Annotated in this window: 14 protein-coding genes; 9 read left to right on the top strand and 5 right to left on the bottom strand. The window is 72.5% G+C overall.

Going from position 1 to position 15257, the window contains the following annotated elements; all coding sequences use genetic code 11:
- Positions 1–316: 316 nt before the first annotated feature.
- The 4 genes from ABTY61_RS15620 (at position 317) to ABTY61_RS15605 (ending at position 5007) form a co-directional block, all read left to right on the top strand.
- On the top strand, positions 317–2926 hold the full coding sequence (locus ABTY61_RS15620) for an ATP-binding protein (protein WP_350505502.1): 2610 nt from the start codon (positions 317–319) through the stop codon (positions 2924–2926).
- A gap of 86 nt (positions 2927–3012) precedes the next feature.
- A complete protein-coding gene (locus ABTY61_RS15615) occupies positions 3013–3693 on the top strand; it encodes a response regulator (RefSeq protein ID WP_350505501.1) in 681 nt (226 codons plus the stop codon).
- A gap of 76 nt (positions 3694–3769) precedes the next feature.
- Complete coding sequence (locus ABTY61_RS15610) at positions 3770–4177, top strand: OB-fold nucleic acid binding domain-containing protein (RefSeq protein WP_350505500.1); 408 nt, start codon at positions 3770–3772, stop codon at positions 4175–4177.
- Positions 4178–4179: 2 nt separating this feature from the next.
- The gene (locus ABTY61_RS15605; protein ID WP_350505499.1) at positions 4180–5007 is read left to right on the top strand and encodes a DUF3159 domain-containing protein; all 828 of its coding nucleotides are present in this window, start codon (positions 4180–4182) and stop codon (positions 5005–5007) included.
- A gap of 120 nt (positions 5008–5127) precedes the next feature.
- On the opposite strand, the gene ABTY61_RS15600 is transcribed toward ABTY61_RS15605, so the two are convergent.
- The gene (locus ABTY61_RS15600) at positions 5128–5799 is read right to left on the bottom strand and encodes a potassium channel family protein (RefSeq protein WP_350505498.1); all 672 of its coding nucleotides are present in this window, start codon (positions 5797–5799) and stop codon (positions 5128–5130) included.
- On the bottom strand, positions 5799–6467 hold the full coding sequence (locus ABTY61_RS15595; RefSeq protein ID WP_350505497.1) for a potassium channel family protein: 669 nt from the start codon (positions 6465–6467) through the stop codon (positions 5799–5801). Before ABTY61_RS15595 ends, ABTY61_RS15600 begins: the two co-directional genes overlap by 1 nt.
- A gap of 247 nt (positions 6468–6714) precedes the next feature.
- Here ABTY61_RS15595 and ABTY61_RS15590 point away from each other — a divergent pair, with 247 nt between their 5' ends.
- Positions 6715–8790 (top strand): APC family permease, encoded by a 2076-nt coding sequence (locus tag ABTY61_RS15590; RefSeq protein WP_502895322.1) that lies wholly within the window; start codon positions 6715–6717, stop codon positions 8788–8790.
- 365 nt (positions 8791–9155) lie between these two features.
- On the top strand, positions 9156–10502 hold the full coding sequence (locus tag ABTY61_RS15585) for a class I SAM-dependent RNA methyltransferase (RefSeq protein WP_350505512.1): 1347 nt from the start codon (positions 9156–9158) through the stop codon (positions 10500–10502).
- A gap of 99 nt (positions 10503–10601) precedes the next feature.
- Here ABTY61_RS15585 and ABTY61_RS15580 read toward each other — a convergent pair whose 3' ends face one another.
- Positions 10602–10796 carry a hypothetical protein gene (locus ABTY61_RS15580; protein ID WP_350505495.1) on the bottom strand — a complete coding sequence of 65 codons (195 nt, stop codon included), beginning with the start codon at positions 10794–10796 and terminating at the stop codon, positions 10602–10604.
- 134 nt (positions 10797–10930) lie between these two features.
- Entirely contained in the window at positions 10931–12073 is a 1143-nt protein-coding gene (locus tag ABTY61_RS15575; RefSeq protein ID WP_350505494.1) for an acyltransferase family protein, read from the bottom strand.
- A gap of 220 nt (positions 12074–12293) precedes the next feature.
- On the opposite strand from ABTY61_RS15575, the gene ABTY61_RS15570 reads away from it, so the two are divergent.
- Both ABTY61_RS15570 and ABTY61_RS15565 read left to right on the top strand, forming a co-directional pair.
- Positions 12294–12530, top strand: coding sequence for a toxin-antitoxin system HicB family antitoxin (locus tag ABTY61_RS15570; protein ID WP_270146936.1), 237 nt, complete (start codon positions 12294–12296; stop codon positions 12528–12530).
- On the top strand, positions 12527–12955 hold the full coding sequence (locus ABTY61_RS15565; RefSeq protein WP_350505493.1) for a fic family toxin-antitoxin system, toxin component: 429 nt from the start codon (positions 12527–12529) through the stop codon (positions 12953–12955). The genes ABTY61_RS15570 and ABTY61_RS15565 overlap by 4 nt, the downstream gene beginning before the upstream one ends.
- A 170-nt stretch (positions 12956–13125) precedes the next feature.
- On the opposite strand, the gene ABTY61_RS15560 is transcribed toward ABTY61_RS15565, so the two are convergent.
- Entirely contained in the window at positions 13126–13986 is an 861-nt protein-coding gene (locus tag ABTY61_RS15560) for a GNAT family N-acetyltransferase (protein WP_350505492.1), read from the bottom strand.
- Between the two features lie 341 nt (positions 13987–14327).
- Between ABTY61_RS15560 and ABTY61_RS15555 the strand changes: the two genes are divergently transcribed.
- Positions 14328–15221, top strand: coding sequence for an ATP-grasp domain-containing protein (locus tag ABTY61_RS15555; RefSeq protein ID WP_350505491.1), 894 nt, complete (start codon positions 14328–14330; stop codon positions 15219–15221).
- The last annotated feature ends 36 nt before the right edge of the window (positions 15222–15257 follow it).

The raw sequence follows: 15257 nt of genomic DNA, 5'->3' as shown, positions 1-15257 counted from the left end.
CTGCAGGGGGGACCCTGTGGGAGAGTAGGACGCCGCCGAACAATCATTCAGAAGAACCCCCATCCGGATTCCGGATGGGGGTTCTTCGCGTTTCCCGGAAAGCCGGCGGGAATCCGGTGGAGATTCGGCGGAGAACGGGCCGCCGGCCCCCGATCGACCCCCGCCGAGTGGCTGCTCCTCCGTCAATATGCCGCTAAAACCGCATGATCAGTGCACTGATCACTGGAATGCTGCGGCCCACGCCGTAGTCTCGAAGGCAGGGGGAACAGGTGTCCGGGGGTGGCTCCCGGACTGAGCCGGATCAAGAATGGTGCTCATGGGACGAGGCAGGCTGCGCATCTACCTCGGGGCGGCCCCCGGGGTCGGCAAGACGTACGCCATGCTCGCCGAGGCACACCGGCGGCAGGAGCGTGGGACGGACGTCGTGGTGGCGTTCGTGGAGGACCACGGCCGGCGACGGACCGCGGACCTCGTGGCCGGGCTGGAGGTCGTGCTCCGGCAGCAGGTGGTGCACCGCGGCGCGCGGTTCTCCGAGATGGACCTGGACGCCGTACTGGCCCGCCGCCCGCAGGTGGCGCTGGTGGACGAGCTGGCCCACACCAACGTCCCCGGCTGCCGCAACGAGAAGCGCTGGCAGGACGTCGAGGAGCTGCTCGCGGCCGGGATCGACGTGATCTCCACCGTGAACGTCCAGCACCTGGAGTCGCTCGGCGACGCCGTCGAGGGCATCACCGGGGTGCGCCAGCGCGAGACCGTCCCGGACGAGGTGGTCCGCCGGGCGGACCAGATCGAGCTGGTGGACATGTCCCCGCAGGCGCTGCGACGGCGGCTGGCGCACGGCAACGTGTACATGCCGGAGAAGATCGACGCGGCACTCGCCAACTACTTCCGCCCGGGCAACCTGACCGCACTGCGCGAGCTGGCGCTGCTGTGGACCGCGGACCGGGTCGACGAGTACCTGCAGAAGTACCGCGCCGAGCAGGGCATCGAGGGCACCTGGCAGGCCCGGGAGCGGATCGTGGTCGGCCTGACCGGCGGCCCCGAGGGGGCGACGCTGATCCGCCGGGCGGCCCGGATCGCCGCCCGCGTTTCCGGCGGCGAGCTGCTGGCCGTCCACATCTCCCGCTCCGACGGGCTCGCCGGCACCGGCTCCCCGCAGACGCTGATCGAGCAGCGCGCGCTGGTGGAGAGCCTCGGCGGCTCCTTCCACAACGTCCTGGGCGACGACCCGGCCGACGGGCTGCTGGACTTCGCCCGGGGGGTGAACGCCACCCAGATCGTGCTGGGCACCAGCCGCCGGCCCCGCTGGCAGTACGTCTACGGGCCAGGCGTCGGCACCCTGGTCACCCAGAAGGCCGGGGACATCGACGTCCACATGGTCACCCACGAGCACGCCGGGCACGGGCGGCGCAACAAGATACCCGTGCGGCGGATCACCGACCTGGGCCGGACCCGGACCATCGCCGGCTGGCTGATCGGACTGGCCGGCCCGCCGGTGCTGGCTCTGGTGCTGACCACGATCGGCGGGCTCGGCCTGTCCACCGACATGCTGCTGTTCCTGTCGCTCACGGTGTGCGCGGCGCTGGTCGGCGGGCTGCTGCCGTCGATCGGTTCGGCGCTGGTCGGCTCCTCGGTGCTGAACTTCTACTTCACCCCGCCGCTGCACACCTTCTCCATCAACGAGCCGCAGAACATCATGGCGGTGGCGATATTCACCATCGTCGGCTGCTCGGTCGCCTCCGTGGTGGACCTGGCGGCCCGGCGCACCCACCAGGCGGCCCGCGCCCAGGCCGAGGCGCAGACCCTCAGCGCGCTGGCCGGCACGGTGCTGCGCGGCGCCCCGAACGGGGACGGAGTGCTGACCGCGCTGATGGAACAGGTCCGGGAGACCTTCGGGCAGGAGAGCGCCGCGCTGCTGGAGCGCCCCGAGCCGACCGGCGGCTGGGCACCCGTCGCCACCGCCGGGCCGCGCCCGCCCGGGCGCCCCGAGGAGGCCGACGTCGACGTCCCGGTCGGGGAGAGCCTGGCCCTGGTGCTGCGCGGCCGGGTGCTGCCCGGGACGGACCGGCGGCTGCTGGGGGCCTTCGCCGCCCAGGCCGCCGTGGTGCTGGAGCGCCGCCGGCTGGCCCGGGAGGCCGCCGCGGCCCGCCGGGAGGCCGAGGGCAACCGGATCCGGACCGCCCTGCTGGCCGCCGTCTCGCACGACCTGCGCACCCCGCTGGCGGGCATCAAGGCCTCGGTGACCTCCCTGCGTTCGGCCGACGTCCAGTGGGACCCGGAGGACGAGGCCGAGCTGCTGGCCGGGATCGAGGCCGGAGCCGACCGGCTCGACCACCTGATCAACAACCTGCTGGACATGAGCCGGCTGCAGACCGGCACCGTCACCCCGCTGATCCAGGAGACCGACCTGGACGAGGTGGTGCCGTACGCGCTCGGCGGCGTCCCGCCGGAGGCCGTGCGGCTGGAGGTGCCGGAGACACTGCCGATGATCCGCGCCGACGGCGGGCTGCTGGAGCGCTCGCTGGCCAACCTGGTCGAGAACGCCGTCAAGTACAGCCCGGAGGGCGTCAAGGTGCTGGTCAAGGCCGACGCCCTGCACCAGCCGGGCCGGCCGGGCCGCGTCGAGCTGCGGATCGTGGACCGCGGGCCGGGTGTGCCCGAGGACGCCAAGGAGCGGATCTTCGCGCCGTTCCAGCGCTACGGGGACGCGCCGCGCGGCGCCGGGGTCGGCCTCGGGCTCGCGGTGGCGCGCGGGTTCGTCGAGGCCATGGACGGTACCGTCACCGCCGAGGACACCCCCGGCGGCGGCCTCACCATGGTCGTCAGCCTGCCCGCCGCGGAACGGCCGCCCGAGCAGCCCGAGCTGCCCGAACCGGACGCGCCGGGCGGCGAGGGCCGGGACCCGCTCTCCGAACTGATCACGTGAGACCCGGCGGACCGCGCCGTACGAGCCGTACGAACAGCCAAGACACAGTCCGTAAGATCCGACAGCCTGAAAGGCGGAGCCCGTAAATGACCCGGGTCCTCGTCGTGGACGACGAACCGCAGATCGTCCGCGCACTGGTGATCAACCTCAAGGCCCGCAAGTACGAGGTCGACGCGGCCCATGACGGGGCGACCGCGCTGGAACTGGCCGCCGCCCGCCATCCCGACGTCGTCGTCCTCGACCTGGGCCTGCCCGACATGGACGGCGTCGAGGTGATCCGCGGGCTGCGCGGCTGGACCCGGGTGCCGATCATCGTGCTGTCGGCCCGGCACGCCTCCGACGAGAAGGTCGAGGCCCTGGACGCCGGCGCCGACGACTACGTGACCAAGCCCTTCGGCATGGACGAGCTGCTCGCCCGGATGCGGGCCGCCGTGCGCCGGGCCGAGCCGGTCGCCGGGGAGGACGACTCGCTGGTCGTCACCGAGAGCTTCACCGTCGACCTCGCCGCCAAGAAGGTCAACCGGGACGGCACCGACGTACGCCTCACGCCCACCGAATGGCACCTGCTGGAGGTCCTGGTCCGCAACGCCGGGCGACTGGTCAGCCAGACCCAGCTGCTCCAGGAGGTCTGGGGCCCGGCCTACCGCACCGAGACCAACTACCTGCGGGTCTACCTCGCCCAGCTGCGCCGCAAGCTGGAGCGCGACCCTTCGCACCCGCGCCACTTCATCACCGAACCGGGCATGGGCTACCGCTTCGAGAGCTGACCGCCCGGCCGCCGAAAGGCCCCCCGGCGGAGGCGACGCCTGCCGCCGGGGGCACCGAAACCGGTACCCTGCCGACATGAGTGGTGACAACAGCAGTGGCCAGCCGCCGGGGCGATTCCGCCGCATGCTCAGCCGGCTGACCACCTCGGCCGAGGAACTGGACGCCGAGGACCTGCGCCAGGAGAGCGCCGCCGAGTCCGGCTGCACGCCGATCGCCGGCTGCGCCGACCGGCAGCTGGTCACCGTCGCGGGCACGCTGCGCACGGTGACGCTCCGCCCGCGGGCCGGGGTGCCGGCCCTGGAGGCCGAGCTCTTCGACGGAACCGAGGCGCTGGAGGTCGTCTGGCTGGGTCGCCGTTCGATCGCGGGCATAGAACCGGGCCGCCGGCTCGTCGCCAGCGGCCGGATCAGCCACGCACGCGGGCGCCGCGTGCTGTTCAACCCCCGCTACGAACTGCGTCCGGTCGGACACGGGAGCGAATGAGCGTGAGCAACCACCCCGGCGGAGACGCCGCCGCCCGGATCGACCTGGACGCCGCCGACGTGGCGGCCTGGCAGGACGCCGCCGCCGCGGAGGCCGTGGACGGACTGGCCCGGTCGATCGAAGGCACCGAGCCGACCGCCGCCGAGCCGCCGCTCGACCCGGCGGCCGCGGAGGCCGCCCGGCAGGCCGCCTCCAAGGAGGCCGCCGACACCGTCCTCCAGGCCTTCGGCGGCGTGCGCGGCATGATCGACATGACGCTGCCCGGCCTGGTCTTCATCGTCACCTACAACATCACCCACCAGGTCAGCGCCGCGGCCTGGGCCGCGCTCGGCCTCAGCGCCCTGTTCGTGGTGGCCCGGCTGGTCCGGCGGGAGACCATCCAGCACGCGTTCAGCGGGGTGTTCGGCGTCGCCCTCGGCGCCTGGATCGCGATGAAGAGCGGCAAGGCCGAGGACTTCTACCTGCCCGGCCTGCTCTGGAGCGTCGCCTACTGCGCCGGCTTCGCGGTCTCCGCCCTGGTGCGCTGGCCGATGATCGGACTGATGCTCGGCCCGATCACCGGCGAGATGTTCACCTGGCGCAAGGAGAACCCGGGCCGGCTCGCCGCCTACACCAGGGCGACCTGGGCCTGGGTGGTGATCATGGGCCTCAAGCCGGTGATCCTCTTCCCGCTGTACTTCACCCACAACGTCAACCTGCTCGGCTGGCTGAAGGTCGCCCTCGGCATCCCGCCGCTGCTGCTGGCGATGTACGTCACCTGGCAGATCCTGCTCAAGGCGCCGCCGCCGATCAAGGCGCCGGTCGACGACGAGGAGGAGCCGGCCAAGTAGCCGCTCCCACCGGTACGGCCGAGGGCCCGCACCCCCATGACGGGGGTGCGGGCCCTCGGCCGTACTCGCGCGTGCGCGCCCATGGGGCGCACGGGCTCCTCCCGGGCTCCTCCCGGGCTCCTACTGGGCGCCGGAGGTCGCCGACAGCAGCTGCTCCAGCTCCTCCTCGCGCTCCTGCGCGGCCACGAAGAGCAGCTCGTCGCCGCCCTCCAGGGTGTCGTCCTTGCCCGGAACCAGCACCCGGCCCTCGCGGATGATGCTCACCAGCGCGGTGTCCTGCGGCCAGGAGACGTCGCCCACCCGGGTGCCGACCAGCTCGGCCTCGCCGGCCAGGGTCAGCTCGACCAGGTTGGCGTTGCCCTGGCTGAAGCGCATCAGGCGGACCAGGTCGCCGACGCTGACCGCCTCCTCCACCAGCGCGGACATCAGGCGCGGGGTGGAGACGGCCACGTCCACGCCCCAGGACTCGTTGAAGAGCCACTCGTTCTTCGGGTTGTTCACCCGGGCGACCACCCGCGGCACCGCGTACTCGGTCTTGGCGAGCAGCGAGACGACCAGGTTGACCTTGTCGTCACCGGTCGCGGCGATCACCACGTGGCAGCGCTGCAGCGCCGCCTCGTCCAGCGAGGTGATCTCGCAGGCGTCGGCCAGCAGCCACTCCGCCATGGGCACCCGCTCCACCGAGATGGAGTTCGGGTTCTTGTCGATCAGCAGGACCTCGTGACCGTTCTCCAGCAGCTCGCCCGCGATCGAGCGGCCCACGGCACCGGCACCGGCAATGGCGACCCGCATCAGTGACCCTCCTCCTTCGGCCCCTGCGCGAACGCGGCCTCGACGGCCGTCAGGTCGGCCCGGCGCAGCATCACGTGCACCAGGTCGCCCTCCTGCACCACCATCTGCGGCGAGGGGAGCATCCCCTCGCCGAGCCGGGTGACGAACGACACCCGGGCGCCGGACGCCTCCTCCAGGAGGCTGATCCGCCGACCCACCCAGTCCGGGTGGTACGCGACCTCGGCCAGCTGCACGCTGCCGCTCGGGTCCTGCCACAGCGGCTCGGCGCCGCTCGGCAGCAGCCGGCGCAGCATCTGGTCGGCGGTCCAGCGGACCGTCGCCACCGTCGGGATGCCCAGACGCTGGTACACCTCGGCGCGGCGGGGGTCGTAGATCCGGGCCGCGACGTTCTCCACGCCGAAGGTCTCCCGGGCGACCCGGGCGGCGATGATGTTGGAGTTGTCGCCGCTGGAGACGGCGGCGAAGGCACCGGCCTCCTCGATGCCCGCCTCGCGCAGGGTGTCCTGGTCGAAGCCCACCCCGGTCACCCGGCGCCCGTTGAACCCGGCGCCCAGCCGGCGGAAGGCGGTCGGGTCCTGGTCGACCACGGCCACCGAGTGGCCCTGTTTCTCCAGGGTTCTCGCGAGGGCCGAGCCCACGCGGCCGCAGCCCATGATGACGATGTGCACCGGCGCTACCTCACCCGTCCCGAAGGGTTCTTGACCTGCGCAAACACCGTTCATCTCCCTTTCCCGCCCGGGCATTCCGGGGCGAGGGTTCTCGTGGGGCGTCGGCCGGACTCAGCCCGACAACCAGAGTGTTGCCCACCGACTCGTATCCGACACGCTAGCCGGTCCACCGAACACAGTCGCGACGAAGGGGGGGATGAACGGCGCAAGCCCTGCCGGGAAACCCCTACGATTCCTTAACGTGCCTATGCCGACTGACCTTCCGAAACGCCTCCTGATCGGGCGTGCCCTGCGCAGTGACAAGCTCGGGGAGACGCTCCTCCCCAAGCGGATCGCACTGCCCGTCTTCGCCTCGGACGCGCTCTCCTCGGTCGCGTACGCCCCGGAGGAGATCCTCCTCACGCTCTCCATCGCGGGCGTATCGGCCATCCACTTCTCCTGGCAGATCGGCGTCGTGGTGGCGGTCGTGATGCTCGCCGTCGTCGCGTCCTACCGGCAGAACGTGCACGCCTACCCCAGCGGGGGCGGCGACTACGAGGTGGCGACCGTCAACCACGGCCCGGCCGCCGGACTGGTCGTCGCCGCGGCCCTGATGGTCGACTACGTGCTCACCGTCGCCGTGTCCACCACCTCCGGCGTCGCCAACGTGGTCTCCGCCGTCCCGGCGCTGCGCGGCCACGAGATGATCGTGTCGGTGGTCGTGGTCGTGCTGCTGATGGGCATGAACCTGCGCGGGGTGCGCGAGTCGGGCTCCGCCTTCGCGGTGCCCACCTACGCCTTCATGGCGGGCGTGATCGGCATGGTCGGCTACGGCGTCTTCCGGCATTTCGTGCTCGGCCAGTCCATGCCGGCCGAGAGCTCCGGCTTCCACCTCGCCGCCATCCCCGGCAACGACTCGCTCTCCGGGTTCGCGCTGGTCTTCCTGCTGCTCAAGTCCTTCTCCTCCGGCTGTGCGGCGCTCACCGGCGTCGAGGCGATCTCCAACGGCGTGCCGGCCTTCCGCAAGCCGAAGAGCAGGAACGCGGCCACCACGCTGCTGCTGATGGCGAGCATCGCCGTGGTGATGTTCATGGGCATCATCTGGCTGGCCCGGCTGACCGGCGTGCAGATGGCCGAGAACCCGGCCGAACAGCTGGTCGGCTCCGGCCCCGGCTACCACCAGAAGACCGCGCTGGCCCAGATCAGCGAAGCCGTCTTCAACAACTTCACCCCCGGCTTCTACTTCGTCGCCGCCGTCACCGGCCTGATCCTGGTGCTGGCCGCCAACACCGCCTTCAACGGCTTCCCGGTGCTCGGCTCGATCCTCGCCCAGGACCGCTACCTGCCGCGCCAGCTGCACACCCGCGGCGACCGGCTGGCCTTCTCCAACGGCATCATCCTGCTGGCGATCGCCGCCATCCTGCTGATCATCGCCTTCAACGCGGACCCGACCCGGCTGATCCAGCTCTACATCGTCGGCGTCTTCGTCTCCTTCAACATGAGCCAGTCCGGCATGATCCGGCACTGGACCCGGCTGCTGCGCACCGAGACCGACCCGGCGACGCGGCGCCACATGCAGCGCAGCCGGGCGATCAACGGCTTCGGCCTGGTGATGACCATGGCCGTGCTGATCGTCGTCCTGGTCACCAAGATCGGCCACGCCTGGATCGCGATCGCCGCGATGGCCGTGCTGTTCGTGATGATGAAGGGCATCCGCCGCCACTACGACCGGGTCTCCGCGGAGCTCACCGCCGCCGAGGAGCCGGACGACGTGGTGCTGCCCACCCGGGTGCACGCCATCGTGCTGGTCTCCAAGCTGCACAAGCCCGCGCTGCGCGCCCTCGCCTACGCCCGGCTGGCCCACGCCGACACCCTGGAGGCCATCACCGTCAACGTCGACCCGGCCGACACCACGGCGCTGCGGCGGGAGTGGGACGAGCGCGGCATCGAGGTGCCGCTCAAGGTGCTGGACTCGCCGTACCGGGAGATCACCGGGCCGGTCCTGGACTACGTGAAGAACCTGCGGCGCAGCAGCCCGCGGGACGTGGTCGCGGTCTACATCCCCGAGTACGTGGTCGGCCACTGGTACGAGCACCTGCTGCACAACCAGAGCGCGCTGCGGCTCAAGGGACGGCTGCTGTTCAAGCCCGGGGTGATGGTCACCTCGGTGCCCTGGCAGCTGGAGTCCTCGGAGCGGCGCAAGCCGCAGAAGGCCTGGTCGGCGCCGGGATCCGTCCGTCGTGGCGAGCCGAGGGCGCCGAAGGCCGTAAAGTCGAAGGATTCCGTCCGTGCCGGTGCCAGCACCGGTGCCACCTCCGACCGCAGCAAGGACTCCTCCCAGTGACGCGCAACACTCCGCCCCGCTCCTCGGGCTCCTCCGGCGCCTCCGGCAAGGGCAAGGGCGCCCGTCGGGGCGGCTCCCAGCCCGGACAGGTGTCCCGGCCGCGCTGGGGCAAGCCGCGCCGGCCGGAGGCCACCGACCGTGACGGGCTGACCGTGAGCACGGCGCCGGTCGTGCCGGGGGAGGCCCCGACGGAGAAGCCGGCCCGGGTCGAGAAGCCGGTACGGGCCGAGAAGCCGGGTCGCGGGGAGAAGCCCGCCCGGGCCGAGAAGGCCGTCCGGGACGGGAAGCCCGCCAAGGACGGGAAGGGCGCGGCCGGGGCCGCTGCGAAGGCGCCGCGCAAGCAGGCGGTGCGGCCGCCGAAGGCGCTGCGCGGTGCCGCGCGGCCGTCGCGACCGGAGACGCCGTCCGGGGACCCGCTGGTCGGCGAGCGCTACGAGGTCGAGGTCGGCCCGGTCGCGCACGGCGGCGGGCACTGCGTGGCCCGGCACGAGGGCCGGGTGCTGTTCGTCCGGCACGCGCTGCCCGGCGAGAAGGTGGTCGCCCAGGTGACCGAGGGGACCTCCACCTCGCGCTTCCTGCGCGCGGACGCGGTGGAGGTGCTGGAGCCCGCCAAGGACCGGATCGAGGCGCCGTGCCCGTTCGCCGGGCCGGGCAAGTGCGGCGGCTGCGACTGGCAGCACGTCACCCCCGGCGGGCAGCGCAAGCTGAAGGCCGCGGTGCTGACCGAGCAGCTGGCGAAGCTGGCCGGGCTCACCCCGGCCGAGGCCGGCTGGGACGGCAGTGTCGAGCCGGTCGGCGCCAAGCTGCCGGCCGGGCAGGTGCCGGCCTGGCGCACCCGGGTGCAGTACACGGTGGACGCGGATAGCGGCAAGGTCGGGCTGCGCAAGCACCGCTCGCACGGCGTGCAGGTGATCGACCGCTGCCTGATCGCCGCCGAGGGCGTCACCGAGCTGGGCATCGAGTCCCGCGACTGGCCGGGCGTGGCGAGCGTCGAGGCGTTCGCCGCGACCGGTTCCTCGGACCGCCAGGTGGTGCTGACCCCGCGCGACGGCGCCCAGCTGCCGCTGGTCGAGCTGGACAAGCCGGTGTCGATCGCCCGGGTCGACGACCAGGGCGACGTGCACAAGGTGCACGGGCGCGGCTTCGTCCGGGAGCGGGCGGCCGGGCGCACCTGGCGGGTCAGCAACGGCGGCTTCTGGCAGATCCACCCGGAGGCGCCGGACACCCTGGTCGACGCGGTGCTGGACGGCCTGGACCCGCAGTGGGGCGAGAGCGCGCTCGACCTGTACTGCGGGGTCGGCCTGTTCGCCGGCGCGCTGGCCGACCGGGTCGGCGAGGACGGCGCGGTGCTCGGCATCGAGTCCGCCAAGCAGGCGGTCGTCGACGCCCGGCACAACCTGGCCGCGCTGGACAACGTGCGGATCGAGTGCGACCGGGTCGAGTCGCTGCTGCCGCGCACCGGCATCACCGCCACCGACCTGATCGTGCTGGACCCGCCGCGCTCGGGCGCCGGACGGGAGACCGTCGCGCACCTGGTCGGCCTGGAGGCGCGCCGGATCGCGTACGTGGCCTGCGACCCGGCGGCGCTCGCCCGGGACCTCGGGTTCTTCCGCGAGGGCGGCTACCGGCCGGTCTCGCTGCGGGCGTTCGACCTGTTCCCGATGACGCACCACTTCGAGTGCGTGGCCATCCTGGAGCCCGTCGGGGCGTGACCCCGACCGTCCTCCGGACGGCCGAGGAGGCGGCACCCCGTGGCGTACGGGGTGCCGCCTCCTCGGCGTTCGCGGGGCGCGGGCCGTCCTTCGCGCCCGCTACTCGTTGTGTTCCTCTTCGTCGGCGCTGTGCGGCAGGTCGATGCCGTGCTGGGCGGCGAGCCGCAGCAGCGAGGCGACCCGGCCCTCGTACGCCTGGACGCCGTCGGCGTCCCCTTCGGCCCGGGCCGCCGCGAGGTCCCGCCGGGCCTGGGCGAGCTGCTCGCGCAGCTCCTGGTCGAACATGGCTGTCATTGCCGGCCTCCACAAAACCGGTCGGTGCCGCTCGGGGAACGCTCAGGAGTGTTCAGAGTCCCGGAAGGTGCAGCACTCTTCAAGTCAGGCCCGGTCGGACGCGGGGCGGGTCGTCGGGCGGCCGCGGGGGAGGGTCAGGTGCGGGGGAGGGTGGCCATGGTGTTCTTCAGCGCCTTGTTGAGGCGCGGGCCCAGCCGCTTCTCCACCAGGTTGTGCACCAGCCACGCGGCGACCAGCGAGGACGCCGTCAGCGAGGCGACCAGCACGCCGGGGGAGACCCGGTCGCGGTAGTGGATGATGATCGTCCAGCCGATCTCGCAGTGCAGCAGGTAGAGCGGGTAGGTCAGCGTGCCCAGGCTGGTGAACCAGCGGAAGTCGAGGCGGTTGAACCAGCCGAGCGCGAGGCCCGCCATGATCACGAAGAAGACGGCGACCACGAAGTGGGTCGGCCACTCCGCCAGGTGGCGGCGGATGTCGTGCTCGACGATCCGGTGCCGCTCGATCACGTTGTGCTCGGCGAGGACGAACGAGAAGCCGACGATGCCCCACAGCAGCAGGTTCTGCTTGTACCGGTACATCAGGTAGAACGCGATGCCGGCCACGAAGAACGGTGTGGTGTTGGGTGCCAGCACGTACTGCAGCGCCTTTGAGTCCGTCGCCAGGGAGAGGATGCCGGCGGTCGTCCAGATGACGCAGAACGCCACCACCCGGCGGTAGGTGGTGCCCATCCAGACGACGACGGCGAACAGCAGGTAGAAGCGGAGCTCGACCCAGAGCGTCCAGTAGACGCTGTCGACGTAGGTGACGCCCATCGGCTCCTGGAGCATCGTGAGGTTGACCAGGCGGTCCCACTTGGTGGGGCTGCTGGTCGCGCCGCCGAAGTAGAGCGTGACGGCCGACGTGATGATCACTCCGCACCAGTACGCCGGGTAGAGCCGCACCACGCGAGAGGTGAAGTACTGGGATATGCCGCGGCCCCAGCTGCTCATGCAGATCACGAAGCCGCTGATCATGAAGAAGAGCTCGACGCCGAGCCAGCCGTACGAGGTGAACCGCACGTAGTCGCGGGGCAGCACGTCGGCGGGGGACTTGCCCCAGAGGAACCACATCGACGAGAGGTGGAAGCAGACGACCAGGATCGCGGCGACGAACCGGAAGCCGTCCAGGGCGGGCAGCCGCTTGGGCTTCGCCGAGGCGCGGGGCACCGGAGCTGCGGCCGGGCTGGGGGGCGGGGCGACAGCGGTGGGGCTGTCCGGCACGGGGGCGATAGAGGTCACGCCATAGGGTATTCAACCCCGTTCCGGGGCACCGTCGGCGGGGTACCAGCCCCTGAGGGGGCGTGCGGGGTCGGCCCGGGGGAGGGGCGCGGGGAGGGTTCGGCGGGCGGTTGGAGGGGCGGTGCGGTGACGGACAGGTTGCGCGGGGGCGTGCGGCAGGTGTGCGTGCGGTGTGCGTGCGCCCTTGTTGTGCTAGCGCTTCGGCGCTAGCTTGAACGGCATGGGCAAGAAGCAGCTGAACGTCCGAGTGGACGCCACGACCGCGGAGATGGCCCGGGAACGGGCGGAGCAGCAGGGGATCAGCATGAACCAGTACATCGAACGCCTGGTCCAGCAGGACATGGGTGAGTCCGGACGGGCCTTCATCGACGCCGCCGCGCAGTTCATGAAGGAGTACGAGACGGCCTTCCTCGCCGAGTTCGGGGAGTCGGGCGAGCTCCAGGACGTGCGCCGTTGAAACTGGAGGTCGACCTCTCGTGGCTGCTCATGACCGCCGAGCAGTACACGCCCGGTGACCCGCAGGTCACCGACTACGGCTCGCTGCTCGCGGCCGTCACCCGGCACCAGGCCGAGATCTTCGACATCTCCGTCTACCCCGAACCGCAGGACCGCGCGGCCGCGCTGATGCACCAGCTGATCCGGGTGCCCGCCCTGGAGAAGACCAACGAGCTCTTCGCGACCGCCGTCGCTTACGCCTACCTCGTCGCCAGCGGCTGCACCGTCGCCACCACCGCCCGCGAGGTGCGCAGCCTGTCCCGGGCCATCCGGGAAGGGCGGCTGGGGGTGTCGGGGGTCGCCGAACGGCTGGCGGCCTGGGTGGTCGACGAGGCCGCGGGGGAGGAGGTCACGGGGGCGGAGGACGAGGACGGGGACGACGACTGAGTGGTGCGTCCGCCGTCCCCGTGCTCCGTGCTCCGTGGGCCATGCCCTGTGGGCCACTGACCCGTGCCCGTGCCTGTGCCGGTGGGTCGGTGCGTCCGGGCTTCGGCGTCCGCGGGGGCGGGCTGGGTCGCCGGCTAGGTCGCGGGCTAGGTCGCGGGCTAGGTCGCGGGCTAGGCGGAAGGCTCGGTCGCGGGCTCGGCGACGAGGGCCGTCGCGAACGGGCGGAAGCCGGCCCGGCGGTAGATCCGGGCGACGTCCTCGTCCGCGGCGGACAGGAACACCGTCCGTACGCCGTTGGCGCGGGCGTGCGCCACCAGGGCCGCGGTGACCGTCAGGGCCAGCCCGCGCCGCCGGGCGGAGGGGAGCGTGCCGACCCCGACCACCTCGGTGACCGCGCCCACCGGGTTGTGCTGGCCCGCGCACAGCACCGCGCCGTCCTCCAGCACGGCGGCCAGCGCGGTGACGCCGTCGGCGATCCGCTGCGCGACCCGCGCCACCCCGCCATCGGCCGTCAACGTGGCCGCGCTCACGGCCAGTTCGGCCGCGCCCGCGCTGCCGGCGGCGGTGCCCGGATTGCCGAAGGCCACGTGCGGGACGGCGACCGCGTGGGCCAGCTCGGGGGCGTCCGCGGCCAGCACCCGCACCTCCGTCCGCTCCGGGAGCGCCGGCGTCGAGGTCGTCCCGTCCTGTGGGCCGAGCACCAGCAGCGGGTGCTCGTGCACCGTCAGACCGGCCGCCTCCACCGCCGTGCGCAGCTCGGGGTTCTGCTCGGCCACCCACTCGAAGGCCTCCGGCAGTCCCAGCTCCCGCTGCCGCTCCAGCACCCGGCGGACGTCGTCGGCGGTGGCGGCCGGGCCCTCGTGGCCGGGCGTGGGGCGGGCGTAGTAGTGCCAGCCGGTGCTGCCGCGGCGGACGAACAGGGTCAACGGGCCGAAGTCCTCGGCGGTGGCGGCGCTGCGGGGCGCGGCGTCGTAGTAGCGCTCGAGGTCGTCGAGCAGGGCACTGTCCGGAGCATGATCAGCTGAAGTCACGGCGTGCATCCAAGCAGGGGCGGCGGTGGGGCGCCACCGCTTTCTGTGGGTGGTCCGCGGGCTGACGGCGGCTCGGCGGCGGCTCGGCAGTTGGGTGCGGGGCGGTCGGGCGGCTGACGGCGGCTCGCCAGTTGGGTGTGGGGCGGTCGGTCAGCTGACGGCGGCTCGGCGGCGGGCGGTCCGGCCGTCGGCGTTCGAATGTTGCGAACGATTGTTGCCGAACGATTACCCGCTCGCGGCGATCTTGTGCGTGTACGCCGGGCATGCTGAGCCCTTCACAGCTCTGCCGAGGGGGACGGCGGACGTCCGCACTCGGCGAGGCAAGGGGGGAAGTCAGGCCCATGAGGCTCTGCTTTCTGGTGGAGGAGCGCTACCGGCGGGACGGCATGCCGTTGGACGTGGCGCGTCAACTCGCCGCGTGGGGGCACCGGGTGGACGTGCTGCGCCCCGGCGACTCGCTGCTGGTGATCTCCGAGGCGGTCCGGGCCGGCAGCCACGACGCCTGGGTGCTCAAGACCGTCTCCGGCGGTCCCGGGCTCACCCTGCTGGAGGCGGCCGCCGCGGTGGGCCTCACCACCGTCAACGACGTCCGCTCGATCCGCGGCGTCCGGGACAAGGCGCTCGCCTCGGTGATCGCCCGCATCCGCGGCCTGCCCGCCCCGGTCACCTACGCGGCCGCCCGCTGGGAGCGGCTCGCCGAGATCCCGGCCGCCGAGTACCCGCTGGTGGTCAAACCCGCGGACGGCAGCTCCGGGCGGGGCGTACGACTGGTGGCCGGGCCCGACGACCTGGTCGGCCTCGGCCCCGAACTCGCCGGGGAGGGGCTGCTGATCGCGCAGCCGTACGTGCCCAACGACGGCACGGACCTCAAGGTCTACTGCGTCGACGGCGAGTTCTTCGCGACCGAGCGGGAATCCCCGCTGCACCCCGGGCAGGGCGTGCGCGAGCGGCCGGTGCCGCTGCCGGCGAGCGTCGCGCGGATCGCCGCGCAGGTGGGCGAGGTGTTCGGGCTCGACCTGTACGGCATCGACGTGCTGCTCGGGCCGGACGGGCCGGTGGTGGTGGACGTCAACGACTTCCCCAGCTTCCGGCAGGTGCCGGACGCGGTGGAGCGGGTCGCCCGGGCGGTGCTGCGACTCGCGCGCAGCGGCACGGCGGTGTCGGCGCCCGCGCTGGTGCCGGCGGGCGGCGCGGACTACGGGCGGCTCGGCCTGGTGGACGGGGGTCTGCGGTGAGGCCTGAGGTGAGGTCTGCGGTGAGGCGAGGTCTGC

Source organism: Kitasatospora sp. NPDC096128 (assembly GCF_040303105.1).
Lineage (GTDB): Bacteria > Actinomycetota > Actinomycetes > Streptomycetales > Streptomycetaceae > Kitasatospora.
Note: the sequence above shows the minus strand (reverse complement) of the source record. Positions and strands in the feature narration are given on the sequence as shown.